We start from the raw sequence: 15,099 nt of genomic DNA on the forward strand, positions 1-15,099 counted from the left end.
ATATCGTGAGAAGGTCTCTTCAACAGTTCATCCCACCGGCTAACCTAGTTAATCAGCGGGATGAACTTAGCAGGATGAACTGCGATTCTCTAGTAAAGATCGTCACCCCAGAAAGTGATTTCTCCAATATTCACACAATTGGATCCTTGCCAATTGGAATTTTTAATAACCAAACGTATATAGCGAACTCTATCGATATCATCGTCGATGGCGTATTCCCAGCCTGCTGTCCATTCTGCTCCTTGATCAGCTGTAGCTGCAGGTTTGGTGATTTCATGGTCGCCGATCAGTTTCCAGTCATTTTTCCAACTATCTGACTTCCAATAACCATCATCATTTTCAGGCCGTTTCAACTCATCGGTTGCCCAAATCTCAAAGTAACGAGGACTGTGTCCTGTGAATGCACCGGCTTCGGTACGGGGCCATATCCGGAACCGACTGAGTTCTGCCAACACCCCCATATCGAACGTAAAATGATGAGGAAAGTTGAAGCCCGAGGCATTTTCAACCGTATGCAAAATGTTTGGATTGCCGGTGGCCCCATCCCATATTCTGGCCAAATTCCGGTCACCGGCAACAGAGGTGTTGTCGCCAGACAACACAACAATCGAGAATCTAGTTTTGTTAATTTCCCGTTCCAGCTTGGGCATAACATATTCCCTTACAGGCGAATCCAAGGGTTCCAGCGCATTTTCAGGAAAATGTGTGGTAACGATGCCGACGATGTCGTTGGTCTTCAACCCAGTCAATACGGTTCGCATTTCATCGTTCTCCACACGGATGGATTGCTCTACACCTCCCGTAACATATTTCACCGTAACGTATTGAACGATTTTGCTGGCAATCGGTTCCCATTCGATCACCATGGTCTCGTCTGGTTGCTTTGTAATGGAAGCCACCCCTCTATTCCTTAAGGATTGTTTGTAAAAGTCACCGAAAATTTCAACAACCAACTCGACAGGCATAGAGAAGTGTCCTTGATTGTCTCGTGTTATAAATTCAAACGTATACGTTCCTTCGTTCAAATTTTCCAGATCATAAGACAATTTCATCCTCCCGCTCTCCGTCCTGTTCAGGTCGATCACAATCGAGTCTGACCGATGGTTCCAATAAATTACCGTTTTAGTGATCCTCGGGTCTGCATTTACTTCCCAATTGAACCTGACTTTTTCATACCCGGATAGGGCGTTAAGGGAATCCACCACGCCCGTATAAATATCTTCGCCACGGTCATAATATTCTTGGTGGATGCTGTTCATATCGTCGCAGCTCATCAGGCAAAGCTGAAGGATTACCGCACACGCCGATGCAAGCTTGGCCACGCTATCTTGAAATATTTTCATACCTATATTCATTAGCAAATAGTTTTTTTAACAGCCTAATGGAACCTGCATTTCCATCGGCAAGTTTCCTTGTCTAACTTCTTAAGCAAACCATTATTCTTCTCTCACCCCGTCATCCCCGTAAATGGAAATCTCTGCAATATGTATCGCAGCTGTCCTTGCCCAGGTTTCTTTCACGACAAACCGGATGTAGCGGACTTCCCCTACCCCCGATTCGAATATAAACTCGCTTCCGGCCCGCGTTGCCGCGTCATCATCTGCATTGGTTTGTCCCAAGGGCAAGCCAGAGGGCTTGATCTGCTCGAAATCACCCAAATACACCCATTCATCCTTCCACGACTCACCAATCCAATATGCATCGTTAATCCCGTGCGACAACTCCTTAGCTCCCCAAACTTCAAAATAGCGCAGGTTATGTTGATTAAAGATGAACCCATCCTGCCTGTTCCAGAGCACCATACGACTTAGTTTCGCCTCCGCTCCCAAATCAACGGTAAACGTTTGCGGTGGTGTAAACCCTGCGGTCGGTACAGTATGCCAGATCACTTGTATGTCTCCATCCCAAATATTGCTAATTGGACGGCTGTTATGGGATGTGTAATTGTCTCCCGCCAAATGCCCATCCTTGAACTCACTTTTATCCAAAAGCTTTTCGTACAATGGAACCGCACTGACAACCAGCGTATCTGACGTATTGCCAAATCGGTCGATCAAACTTACGCCGAACTTCCGTTCGTCGGTACTATAGCCCCTTATGGATCTGACTTCTTCCGTTGTTGAGGAGAAAACCAAGTCGTATTCTTCCCATTCTCCGTCATCATTCATCGCATATAAAAATGCTCCGATCAACGCGTTCGATTCATTTTGCCATCGAACGACCACACCGCCAAAGTCCGGTTCCAGCGTAATGGTCTTGAATACGGACCGGAAAGGAGGCTCCAAGGGAGTGAAGGAACCGGTATAAGGCTCCGATTTGTTCTCGCTATGATCGACCAAGTAAAGCGTAAAATCGCAGGGCACGATATCGGCCAGCCCTTCTATGGTGACATAATCGTTGTATATCGACGAACGAGCAACTTTTTTTTCATTATTAAACATGTATTCGCAGGTGATATACGAGATGTCCGTTTCATCCGGCAGATCGTAGCTGATCTTTGCACCTCCTGGCAACGGTTCTACCCTCACATTTTTCACGCCAGACGGAGGCGTGCCGTCAACAGCGGTTTGACCAATCTGTTCTTCTTTGCAAGCGGTCATGATCACGATACCTATCGGAAAAAAATACCGGATAACAAAGGACGAAAGGTTTATATTATTGATGAAATAGCTCATGATTTCTACAGTATAGTATTTGAAAAGATTTACCATCCAGGATTCTGTTGTAAATTGGGGTTTTGGATGATTGTAGTCACCCATAACGGCCACAAATAGTCTTTGGTGGTATAATTTCTGTTGTTGAAATAGGTGACCACTTGGTAGTAGTCTTCCACTTTAACGCCCTGATGATCCCAGCCCTGAACGGGTTGGTTCATGTACCGCATGGCATCCTTCCATCGACGTAAGTCAAACATACGCTGACCTTCAAAAGCCAATTCATTTAACCGTTCACGTTTTATAATTTCCCTCATTCCCTCTTGGGTCGAAGGTTTGCCGGGAATGGTACCATATTTAGCCCATGATTCCACAACGCCTTCGAGCCCTGCCCGAAAACGGACACTATCAACCCATTGATAGACTTCATTATCGGGTGCCGCTTTCACTTCATTTGCCGCTTCCGCACGCAACAAATAAAGATCACTCAACCGGATTAGCGGTATCGAGAATCGGTAAGGGTTTGGCGATGCTGTGGTGGTCGTCGACCGGAAACTGACCAGTTTTTTAATAAAATATCCCGTCTTGATGTGTGCATCATTAAAGACCACACCATGAGGATCACCGCTCCGGTTTTTAATTACAATGGTTTGATTCTCGGGCTGCGCCAGCGCCTCGTAAAGACTACGGTCGAAAGCCAAATGCGCATAATATCTCGGTTCTCTATAATAATTGAGGTTAGCTGTTATTTCTCCTCTGCTGATATAATACCGATGAAAAACCCCGGTGTCTCTTCTCATTTCATAACGTGAGGCGTAATTCCAAAAGCGGTCCTCATCAATGGGTACGCCATTTTGTGTATAATATTGCTCCGCTATCTTCAATGTAGCACTAAGCTCTGATGTACCGGAATACGACTCGAAGAATTTCGGGATGCAGTAATTTTGGAATTGATTGGCGTTATTATAGGCCGGATGCGCCCAGATTATCTCCGGATTGTCTATCGGTCGCTCCGAAACAGCTCCTCGTAACGTGTACTTCAACAGCGTCGTATCCGACATTGTTTCAAACCCTCTTCGGAAGCGGAAAAGGGAATGTCCATTTTGATGACTGATTTGTATCGCTTCATCGACCGCATTCAGTGCGCGTTCCCATTTTGTCCGATCTCCCTGTGAAGGCACCAATTGCATCCCCCTTTTGTCTTTGAAGTTTGCGTAATCCGGATTTCCGTTAAGGAGTGGACTTGCCGCCCAAACGAGAGCCTTAGCCTTTACAGATGCTGCGACGGGTTTCGTAATTCGTCCCATTTCAGTCGTTGTTTCCTCAATTCTATCCGGAAGATTTTCCATGGATTCGTCCAAAAGGCGCACAATGAAATTGACTACTGAATCTACCGGTTCGCGATATACCCGCACGTCCTCGGGGTTTGCATTGACTGGTTGATTAACATCAATAATCGGAATGGGGCCATAAAGCTGTAATAAGAAATAATGGAGATACGCTTTAATAAACTTTACTTCCGACACCCAACGAACGCGCTCCCAAGCTTGCAGATCAGGAACCTTGTCTATGTTTTCCAAAAAGATATTGCAGTCTCGAATCCCCACCCACAGATTACGACCGTCGCGTCTACCGTCCCAGTAATTTTGAAACGGATCGGCCGAATTCTGATCGTTCGTAGCGATTCTCGAACCGCTACGGTTATTTAATCCGCCTACGTTCGTATCCCACCAAATCTCATCAAAGCCGACGTTTCCCGGATACACAAAGGGATCATTTTGATTGGGAATCATATTATAGCAGCTGAAAAGGAACTTTTCAGAATTGATCCGATTTGAGAACGCATTGTCTAAGGTAGCCACGCCATCGGGGACAACATTCAGGTATTCCGAGCAGCTGATTAAGCTAAAAAAACTGAAATACATTATAAGCTGTTTAACTATTGTGGTTAGATTTTTCATGATGTTTCGTTCTTCTAAAATTCAATATTCACACCCATGTTTACGACGCGTTGCAACGGATAGTTAAATGCATTACCTGCTTGTTCGGGATCCCATAACTTAAAAGTTCGCAATTGGAACAGGTTACTTCCAGATGCGTATACACGCAGCCCCTTTACGCCGAATCGATCTAAGTACCGCGTGGGTAGTGTATACCCCACTTCCGTAGTTTTCAACCGGATAAACGAACCGTTTCGCATCCACCAAGTACTCGTCACGTTATTATTGCTCATCGCGTTTTCGGACAATCGTGGCCAGAACGCATAGATATTCCGATTGTCTTCCGACCAGTAGTCATCCGCAATAGCCTGTAATAAAGCTCGGTTATTGGTTAGGGTTGTGATATCGGTACTTCCAGCCACGAAAGGCGCAACCGCACTCGGATCTATCCAAAAAGATGAGCGTCCTGACCCTTGGAAGAAAACCGAAAAATCAAAACTTTTATAACCAAGTGAGACTCCGAATCCGTAGATAATTTCCGGAGTCGTTGGGTAACCGATCGGTACTTGATCATTCTCGTCTATCCTTCCGTCCCGATTAATATCTTTGTATTTAATATCTCCGGCGGCGTATTCTCCGAACGTCTGGGTCGGGGAATTTTTCACCTCTTCGTCATCTAAAAAAAGTCGCTCTGCGATATATCCCCATCGCTGAGAGATTTTACGACCCTCCCTGGTCCTCCACGGTGTGGCTGAATAATCAGGCTCCTCGTAGATTTCAAAGTTACTTGAGGCATATGAGAAGTTTCCTCGGACGACCGCCCAGAAGCCAGAAGCGAAAGACTTGTTGTAATCAATGGATAATTCCCCCCCTTGTCCGCTCGCCTTTCCAATATTCGCTTTGGGGATGGCTTGAAGCCCCATGGTAGAGGGAATGTCTGCCCTGGTTTGAAGAATATTGCTTCGCTGCTCCCGGAAATAGTCAGCCTGAATTTCCAGGCTGTTCCACAAATTCAACTCGAATCCCAAGTTGGTCTTATGGCTCACCTCCCATGTAATAAACGGGTCTTCGTAACGTGAAATCGAAATGCCGCTGCGGTTGTAACCATAGGTGTCACCGAAGCTGATTCCTCTGCCCCCATCGTTCATGTTAACGTTGGATAAATAATAAAAGCGATCTTCTTTCAGGCCGATTTCATCGTTTCCAACCAACCCGTAGGTAGCTCTAAGCTTTAACTTGGAAATGACATTGCTGTACTTTTCCATGAAAGACTCGTTGGAGATAATCCAACCCAATCCGGCAGAGGGAAAAAAGCCCCATCGCTCATTCCTTGAAAAGCGCTCGGACCCGTTGTATCCGAAGTTCGCTTCGAGGAAGTATCGATTGTCATAGCTATAGGTCGCTCTTCCGGCGAGGCCTAAATTCCGCTGGGGCAATGACAACTGCAGGGTATTGTAGGTATTGTCCTTCCGTTCTCGCAGTGTACCTACCAACAATCCCGAAAGCATATGCTTTTCTGCAATATTCGTCTGGTATTGGAGCGCACCTTCGAAATACATGGTATTCTCCATTTTCCTTTCTCCTGGTACGTAATCAAGGTAATCCGTGCCGGCATCCGGGTTAAGGGCAAGCAGCCTGTAATCAGCCAAGCCAGCCACCTGCGGCGACAAGGCATAAAAAAAAGGGCTATACTGTCTCCTGACGTCCAATTGTGCGAACCTGTTTATGTTCATCAATCCCCTAGCAGAAAGTCCTTTTGTGATAAAACTCAGATTCTGCTTTAATTCAAACTGAACATACATAGATGAACGGTCATTCGACCGGTACCCCTTTAACATCTCGGCGTATGGATTCAAATAAGTACCAGAAGCCGTATTCCCGAACAGGATATGTTTTGCATAAATGGTTGAAGCATCGGGTTCATAATAGGGCAAAAAATAAACAGGATTGGCCAGCACTGCTTTATTATAGAGCGCTGTACCCCCATCCAACGGCCCCTGGTAGTCGTCAAACACACCGTTTAGACGGACAATTGCCTCCGTCGTTTTTGTCAGGTTCACATTGATATTGGATCTCAACGAATACCTATTGATATTGATGTTATTGTTAAAGTTCTGACGGTTATCTACGTTAAGGATACCCTGGTCTTTTGAATAGGCTGCCGCAATGTAATATCTTGCAATGTTTCCGCCGCCACTGACATTGAGATTGTATCGCTGATTGAACGTATTCTTATCGAACAAAAGATCCTGCCAGTCGACCGCCGGGTAATACAATGGATCAATTCCCCGCTCGGTGTAATTTACCTTCTTCTCATCGTATGGCAGTCGCATACCAGGTTTCCGGGTGCGCACAGCTTCATTATGTAATTTCATAAAGGTTACGGGATCCGCAAATTGCACGTTTTCCGTTGGACCCGAATAGGATCCTTCTGCACGCAACTGTACTTTCACAGCGCCTTCACGACCTTCTTTCGTCGTCACCAAAATGACGCCATTGGCTCCTCTTGCACCGTATAAAGCGGTCGCGTTGGCATCCTTCATGATCGAAAAACTGGCGATATCATCCACGTTCAAACGCGACAAGTCTTCCGTTGTCATTTCCACATTATCTATCAGTATTAACGGATCGACTTTTCCGGTTCCAAAGCTGGTCACGCCGCGGATGAAGAATTGAGCATTGTCTTGTCCTGGTTCCCCGGTCCGTTGATAAGAGATCATACCGGCAATCCGTCCGGCAAAGGAGGTGGTAAGGTTACTGGAGGGCACCCGCAATTCGGAAGGGTTAACGGTTGTGATGGAAGCAATCACGCTTTCCTTCTTTTGCGTTCCAAATGCCACAACCACCACTTCATCCAAGTCCGATTTCTCTTCCTGTAGGACGACATCAAGGATCGCTTGTTTTCCTACCGTAATCTCCCGGGTGACGTAACCGACGGTACGGAATATCAGCACGCTCCCGGGTTCCGCAATGATCTGATACTGGCCGGAAACGTTTGTTGCCGTCCCGAGCGTCGTCCCTTGGACGAATACAGAAACCCCTTGTAGGGGATTGCCTAGGGAATCTGTGACTTTTCCTGAAACCTGCTGCTGAATTTCGATTTCCTCTTCTGGAAAAGGGATGTTAATCGGATTCCGTTCTACCGGTTTCCTGTTCAGCACGATGACCTTCTCTTGGATATCAAATCCGTACGGCGTGTTTTTAAATACCTTTTTCAACGCGTCCGCGATATGTTCGTTTTTTATGGATACATTAATTGGCCGTGCTACCGTTACGTCCTTTTTATTATAAAAAAACGTATACCCGCTCTGCTTTTCGATTTTCCGTAGCACCTGCACTAACGTAACGTTTCGCTCTTCCAACGTGATCCGTTGTCCAAAAACGTTAGCAGACAGTTGCAAACAAATTGCTGTGAGTAGAAGTATGATCAGCTTAACACGCACAAGTACGGCTCTAGTAGATGGTAAGGCAAGACTTTCCATTACCTTGCCCAATAGCTCAAAATTCATACATTTGTATGGTTTTGGGTGAGTAATCAGTGAATTTTTCCTAATGAATTGCTTTCGAAAAGAAAGGCTACCCAGACAATCGGCCGGCGGTGTTGCGAGCACAACCGGCCATTTTTATCCGGTAACCTGTTAATCATGTATTTTTTGTTTTCATAGCGCTCTGTTATTTAAATGTTATTAATTACTATTTACTTTCTCGATTTCACTTTCAGAATATTACCATCTTTTAACTCAAATTCTACACCTGCACTCTTTAGCACATTCAAGGCCGTGGCTAACGTTACATTTCGGGGTATTTTACCAACGAACAAGTCGTCTGAGGTTTCCATTTCATAACGCACATCGATATCATACCACCTGGAAAATTGCTTCAGGACATCATAAATATCCGCTTCGTCGAAATAAAAAAATCCGTCTTTCCATGCAGTGTACGCATCGGTATTTACCTTATGGACTTGGAGCGCATTGTCTTTCAACATAGCCTGTTCGCCGGGAACCAATAAAACACCTTGCCTTTGCTTAGGGTCCGGCCTCTGGCTTACATGCTCACGATTGATGAGAACTGAGCCCTCGACTAATGTAGTTTTTATTTCTTCCTCGTCCTGGTAGGCGTTGATATTGAATTCAGTACCCAACACCTCCGTGGTCTGAGACTTTGTCCTAACCAAAAAGGGAACGGCCGCTTGCTTACTAATTTCGAAATAAGCCTCACCCTCAATTAGCTCAACCTCGCGCTGTTGATCGATAAATTCTGACGGATATTGTAATGTGGAAGCGGAATTTAGCCAAACCTTTGATCCGTCTGCAAGAATAATCTGGTATTGACCGCCCTTTGGTGTGGTAATCGTACTGTACGTCACCGACCGTGGCTGACCGTCTTTTTTCTTGGCGTTTTCAGCAACAACCTCTCCGTTGCCGTACCGGATCATCTTGCCCACAATAATGCTCGATTGTTTTCCGCTCAACGCGATCGAACGTCCGTCGGCCAACTTAAGGACGGCCCGATTCCCACCAGGTAGCACATCACTGACGGTCGACTGATTTTCTGCCTGTTCGTGATCGACATTCCTTATCCAGAAATAGCCACCCGTGGAGGCGACAAGCAGTAAAGCTGCGGCAATCAGTGCTGTTCTCCGCAAACCGGAAGCTCTCCGTCCAGGGGTGTTGGCCTTCATGGTCTCCCTGACTTTATCCAGAATCCGTGCTCTTAGCTCCTCTTCACTTCCCGCAAATGACGTGGGCAACTCCAATTGATCATCAGCATACGCATTATACCATGCTGCAAATTCGGATTTTTCGGCATCGGTAATAGTGCCATTCAGCCACTTGGTTGCCAATTCTTGATAGCGCTTGCCGTCGGTCATAATCGGTCTTTATCTCCTATGTACCGCAAATGGCATCGATCCCTTAGTTGCCGACCAGAAAAATTTAAATTTTTAGGTTAAGTTAGCTAATTTAAATATAAAGAATAACGATCCGTAGCGATACGGACCTTAACAATGGACACTTATAATAATGTTATCATGAAGCTGGCTAGCTTTGCCCGAAGCGTTTTAAAGGCCTTTCCCAAATGAGCTTCCACCGTCTTTTCTGAAATCTGTAAGGTTTCCGCAATCTGCTTCTGCGAGTATCCATCCTCCCGACTCAACCGGAATACTAAACGGCATTTCTCGGGTAACTGATTTACATACGCTGCAAGCTCTTCACGCAACTCGTCAAACGCGAGCTGTTCTTGTGTAGAATTATCTACCTTGTCATTTGATAGGATTGCATTGATATATCGCCGTTGGTTATGATACTTATCCAACAATTTAATTACTCGATATTTAACCGAGACTGTGAGATAGTGTGCTAACTCAGACGTAAGGTCAAGTGTATGCCTGCGGTGCCAAAGAGTTGCGAAGAGGTCTTGAACGATTTCCTCCGCGTCTTCAAGATGTGTAAGTCGATTAGCTGCAACGATAAAGAGTTTTTTCCAATACCTATTATACAGTTCGGTAAAGGCAAGCTCATCGTCACCTTTCAGTAAAACAATCAAATCACGATCTGATCTTTCGGTATAAGAATTCATAATTTGGTCTATAATGAGGGAACATCTGCCCGGGCCGATCTCCCGACGACAAAGGTAATCGTTTGCTTTAAAAAAGCAACCGCCCATTTTAGAAACCCGAACACCCGTCTATTTCTTTCTTGTCTGCTTTGAAAAAAACACTCCCTTTTTATTGGATACCACAACATCCAACAACCCGTCGCTGTCGACGTCCTCAACCACAACTTGCAGGCCCACACCCGAATTGTCGTCAATTTGATGTGCACGCCAATAGGGAGGCCCGCCCGGCAAGTATTCATACCAATACAAAACGGCCGGTTCAAACGCTCCGGGATCGTGCCCATTATGGGCAAAAAATCGCTTACCGGTTACTAAATCCAAATGACCATCACCATTTATATCCCTGAGTGTCAACGCATGGCTTTGGGAAAATGTACTGTCTATCACATGCTTTACCCATTGGGAATTGCCCGCATCATCCCGTTGCTGTTCATGCCACCACACGCCGTAATTGTGCGCTGACGAACTGATGATGTCTAGCAGGCCGTCGTTGTTTACATCGTACGTATACATTTGCGCACAGTCTTCACTGAAATCTACGGGATGAAATTGCCAGAGCTGCCCCCCGTGTTTCATCGGCGCTTCCCACCATCCTTTACTAATCAAAATATCGCGACGGCCATCGCCATTAATATCCGCAAAACCAAGTCCGTGTGTATATTGATGAGTGCCCAGTCCGGCCTGGTTACTTACAACGTGTTTTTCCCACGCGGTATCCCCAGGGTTGTGGGGTGCACGCAACCAGATGACCTCTTCGGTTTTGGGGTCGTTTCCAATCAGGTCCGGTCGGCCATCCCCATCCACGTCTTCAAAAAGCGGTGTCTCATTTCCGAATGCCGGATAAATGAGATGCTCTTTCCAATGGCCGGGCTCGTTCTTCGGATTCTCATACCAAACCACTTCCTCCCCGGGCAGGCCTATGCGGATAATATCTACCCACCCGTCCTGATCAACATCGAGAGCAAAATGCAAAAAAGCATTGCTATAACCTTTATCATACGCAAATGCCGTCGGCACAGCGAGTTCATGTTGCTTCCATTTTGGAGCTTCAAACCAATAAGCGCCCGCAATAATATCCATGCGCCCATCTTTATTGATATCCGCCACGGTAACCCCTTCCGACACAAACGTATCGCAGAGCACGTGTTTCTCAAACCGGACGTTTCCCGGCTTCGCCGATTGTCCCCGACAACCGATGCCAGCCGATAGAATCACCAGCATAATCGATATCCATCCACTTGATTTTTTCATGGTCATCTCCTCTTTTTTATATCATGCTATTTAACACTCAGCAGGTATTCCAACAATGCCCCAAACTCTTCTTCCGAAAGAATATGCCTGAATTGGTCGGGCATCAACGTATAGGGCGAGGGCGTGTAAGACTTTATATCTTTTTTTGACAGTTTAAACTCTTTACCACTGATATCTGCAAACACCATCACTTCGCCTTCGGTTCTCCGGTATAACCCGGCCTGCTGCTTTCCATTGTTCAGGATGATGTTGTACGTACGGAAGGATTCGGAGATGTTCCGGTTGGGATCCAATATTTTTTCCGACAGTGCCCGCACACCCCAGTTCCCAATGCCATTAAGCTGCGGCCCGATCATGCCGCCTGTTCCGCCGATCTGGTGACATATGGCACAATTTGTTTCAAACAGGGCGCGACCCTTTTCTAAACGCTTTCCGGTCTCTTTGAAACCGGCAATCCGGTCCTCGATCAGCTTTTTTCGAGCCGCTCGTTCATCTTCCCCTTTGGCCAGCAGGTTTTTAATACGCGTCTGTTGATCGGGTCGGGCATTTGCATCAAGCAGCTCCTTAACCCTGAACTCCGTAAGTAATTCAACGGGGGCCCTCCCATCTTCAACCGTTTGCAGCAGCAGCCCTACTCCTGTCGACGATCCTGCCAGTGCAGTGGTTGCTGTGAGCTGTACCGGCCTCGCACTGCCCTCCAGCCCACGCTGGAGATATTGCAGGGACCGCTCCTGTTGCAGCTGCCCCAGGATGCCTGCCAGGCGTTCCCTGAACAAACCTGGTTCCGATTTATCCACGAAGATCTTACCCAGCAATTCGGCGTCGCCCTTTTCAGGCATGCCAGCCAGCGCATTGGCCGCAGCCAACCGCGTATCGGGATTGATCCAGGACGCTTTGACAATCTGTACGAGACGATCCCTTAGGCCAGTGATTTTGAAGTTCCCGGCTATTTCGGCAGCCTGCTGCCGCAACGCGTCCACGTCGGATGGCGTGTAAGGTGGCATTTCGACAACGGCCGGTTCCAGCTTCCCGATGCCGATGGAACCCGTCTCCGAGCTATCCACCACCTCGATGTATCCCATCTTTCCCTCGTGCCGCTGTAAATCGAAAGCAGCCGGCTTAATGAGATCTTCGAACGCCATTTTGGTATCCTGTTTCATCCGGTATTCGGCAACAATCTGATCACTATCCGCCAGCCGTATACGCACGGCATTTTTCGATGTTCCCACTTTTTCCTCCGTATTATGCACATCATTATCAAACACGTTCATGCGGATTTCGGCGGGTAGCGTAAACGGTTTCGTGTAGAGGATAGCCCTCGGCTTATACCCGTTGCGTTCGCTCAAATAAATCCGGAAGGCAGGCATTACCTGGGTAAGGAAAGCGTCCGACATCGCCCACGGACTGAGATCTTCGGAACGATTCTCCATGGGTTTACTCATCCACGTGTCCTTATCAGCTGTCACGTCGTTCAAAAAATAATCCGCGAGTTGGCTACCCCAAGCTTGAAGCCTTGGATGAACGGTCAAGCCTCGCTGCGCAACTCCCTCCTGAATATTGAGAAACAGGGAAAGCTGGGTTTGTTTGTTGTCGGCGAACTTCTCCGTGATAATCGGTACTATTTGTGACAGCTGTGCAGAACTGGCATACCTTCCGATAAATTCAAGATTTTTCTGCAATGCGTCATGGGGTATATCGTGGTGAAGCACATAGTCCAGTACGAAGGTCGCAGCTGCCGGTGAGGGCACATCGCGCATGGCGGTAGCAATGGTGGCCAGTTTGGCTTCGTCCCAATTCATCTTTGACGCACGCTCGGCTACTCCGGCTCCCCGCAAATTATTGCGGACTGCCAGCAAGGCCGTATACTTCAGGTGCGAATCTTCCGCGGGGCAGTTCACATATACCGTCAGCAATGGATCTACATGAGCGATGTCGGGAAAGCGGTTCAATACTTCGCATGCCGTACGTTGAATGAACGGATCCTTGTCAGCAAGTGCCGCAAGCACCGTACGCCGCTGCCCATCGGTGAGTTTTTCCGACTCGGCTAAAATGCGCAAAGCATGTTGACGGACGATGGGATCGGCATGATGCAGTGCCTCGTCGATCACAGACTCAGGTAACGCATGAAGACGATGCAGAACCCACAGCCCGTGGATATATCCCGTGGGCGATGCACCCGCGGATGATACCCGTTCAAGCACCGGTTGCACGGCTTTGTCTCTAAAAACTTCAACCAACCGATCCGCCACTTTCAAACGCGTTGCTAAGTGTGGGTGGTCAAGCCCGGTAATCAACTCACTCAAATCCGCCTTCGCCCAGTTTTTGACAGGTACGGTGCCTTTATCCTTGCCCGTGTAGGTAATTTTCCAGATGCGTCCGCTCAGCCGGTCGCGCCCGGGGTGATCCAGCGACACCTCGTAGTGACCGATGATTCGATTGTAAAAGTCGGCCACATACAGTGAGCCGTCGGGCCCCGTCTTAATATCAACCGGCCGGAACCATGGGTCTTCGCTGGTCAGAAACGGATCCTCTTTCTTTGCGATAGGCGTGGTGCCCTGATAGGTCACGGTGTTGCGGTCTATGCGGCAGGTGACAACGTCGCCGGTAAAAAAGCTATGGCGGTAGGCTTCCGGAAACTGCTGATCCGTATAATAAACCAATCCGGCGAGTGCCGTGGACCCCAGTTCATAGCTCATCATCTCCGGTGCATAGCCGATGGCAGGATCCTTCCGGCCCCACTGCGGATAATCCGCACCGGGGATCAGCTGAAAGATCGGTTTACTATGGCAATCCACAGAATACAGGTATCCCCGCTCATCGAAGGCCAAGCCAAAGGGATTGATCCGCCCATTTGTGGTCTGTTCCACCCGACTTCCATCGACTCGAAAACGGAAGGTATTTCCTGAAACCAGCGTAACCGAGTCGCCGTCTGTACCGGCGATCGTTGAAACATTGGTAAAACCATGGCAAGCATGGATCCATCCGTCATATCCACGGATAAAATTATTGACCATGCCATGCGTATCCTTAAATCCAAAGGGCCCTACGAGCACCTCCTCTGCGTCGGCTTTGCCATCGTTGTCGTCATCTTTAAAATGATAAATACTGGGAATGCTAAATCCAACGGCACCATCGGATACGGGCATAACACCGATCGGTATATTCAGGTTATCGTCGAAATGTGTGAATACGTCCGCCTTTCCATCGCCGTCGCGGTCTTCCAAAATCGTGATTCGGTCCTTTCCGCTACCCGGGCCGGCCGCAATCGGATATTCGGATGACTGCGTGACCCATAACCTTCCCTGATCATCGAACTCCATGTTGATCGGCTTGGTGATGTCAGGCTCTGAGGCAAAGAGGGTGATTTCAAACCCCGGAGGAAGTTTGAAACCGGCCATTTCCTCCTCAGGTGTCTGGAATTCCGTTGTGCGCACGTGATCTGCAAACTTGTCATCATTCGATGTCTTCGGGTTTCCACATCCACTCAATAAAAGGCACGCGAAGGATAACGCGCAGCAGCTATTCCATAAATTTGTCGATTTCCTTACTTTTTTACGAAGACGATAGCACATAAAGGCCTATAAATGGTATATTACGGTAAACTGATCAGTTGGCTACCAAAGGTAGGTATTCAC

General features: G+C 47.4%; 8 protein-coding genes. All 8 read right to left on the bottom strand.

Annotation, left to right across the window (positions count from 1 at the left end; all coding sequences use genetic code 11):
* Window positions 1-89 precede the first annotated feature (89 nt).
* Window positions 90-1,343 (bottom strand): DUF4998 domain-containing protein, encoded by a 1,254-nt coding sequence (locus tag ACFQRK_RS07525; protein ID WP_379005188.1) that lies wholly within the window; start codon window positions 1,341-1,343, stop codon window positions 90-92.
* A gap of 93 nt (window positions 1,344-1,436) precedes the next feature.
* The gene (locus ACFQRK_RS07530; RefSeq protein ID WP_379005190.1) at window positions 1,437-2,675 is read right to left on the bottom strand and encodes a DUF5000 domain-containing lipoprotein; all 1,239 of its coding nucleotides are present in this window, start codon (window positions 2,673-2,675) and stop codon (window positions 1,437-1,439) included.
* Window positions 2,676-2,704: 29 nt separating this feature from the next.
* Entirely contained in the window at window positions 2,705-4,579 is a 1,875-nt protein-coding gene (locus tag ACFQRK_RS07535) for a RagB/SusD family nutrient uptake outer membrane protein (RefSeq protein WP_379005192.1), read from the bottom strand.
* 50 nt (window positions 4,580-4,629) lie between these two features.
* The gene (locus ACFQRK_RS07540; protein ID WP_379005193.1) at window positions 4,630-8,103 is read right to left on the bottom strand and encodes a TonB-dependent receptor; all 3,474 of its coding nucleotides are present in this window, start codon (window positions 8,101-8,103) and stop codon (window positions 4,630-4,632) included.
* A gap of 188 nt (window positions 8,104-8,291) precedes the next feature.
* Window positions 8,292-9,467, bottom strand: coding sequence for a FecR family protein (locus ACFQRK_RS07545; RefSeq protein WP_379005195.1), 1,176 nt, complete (start codon window positions 9,465-9,467; stop codon window positions 8,292-8,294).
* 143 nt (window positions 9,468-9,610) lie between these two features.
* Window positions 9,611-10,174: an RNA polymerase sigma-70 factor gene (locus tag ACFQRK_RS07550; protein WP_379005197.1), complete on the bottom strand. Its 564-nt coding sequence runs from the start codon at window positions 10,172-10,174 to the stop codon at window positions 9,611-9,613.
* A 108-nt stretch (window positions 10,175-10,282) separates the two neighbouring features.
* Window positions 10,283-11,464 carry an FG-GAP repeat domain-containing protein gene (locus ACFQRK_RS07555; RefSeq protein WP_379005198.1) on the bottom strand — a complete coding sequence of 394 codons (1,182 nt, stop codon included), beginning with the start codon at window positions 11,462-11,464 and terminating at the stop codon, window positions 10,283-10,285.
* 26 nt (window positions 11,465-11,490) lie between these two features.
* A complete protein-coding gene (locus tag ACFQRK_RS07560) occupies window positions 11,491-14,898 on the bottom strand; it encodes a PVC-type heme-binding CxxCH protein (RefSeq protein ID WP_379005200.1) in 3,408 nt (1,135 codons plus the stop codon).
* Window positions 14,899-15,099: the final 201 nt, after the last annotated feature.

Origin of the sequence: Parapedobacter sp. GCM10030251, assembly GCF_042666505.1 — a bacterium.
Taxonomy (GTDB): Bacteria; Bacteroidota; Bacteroidia; order Sphingobacteriales; family Sphingobacteriaceae; genus Parapedobacter.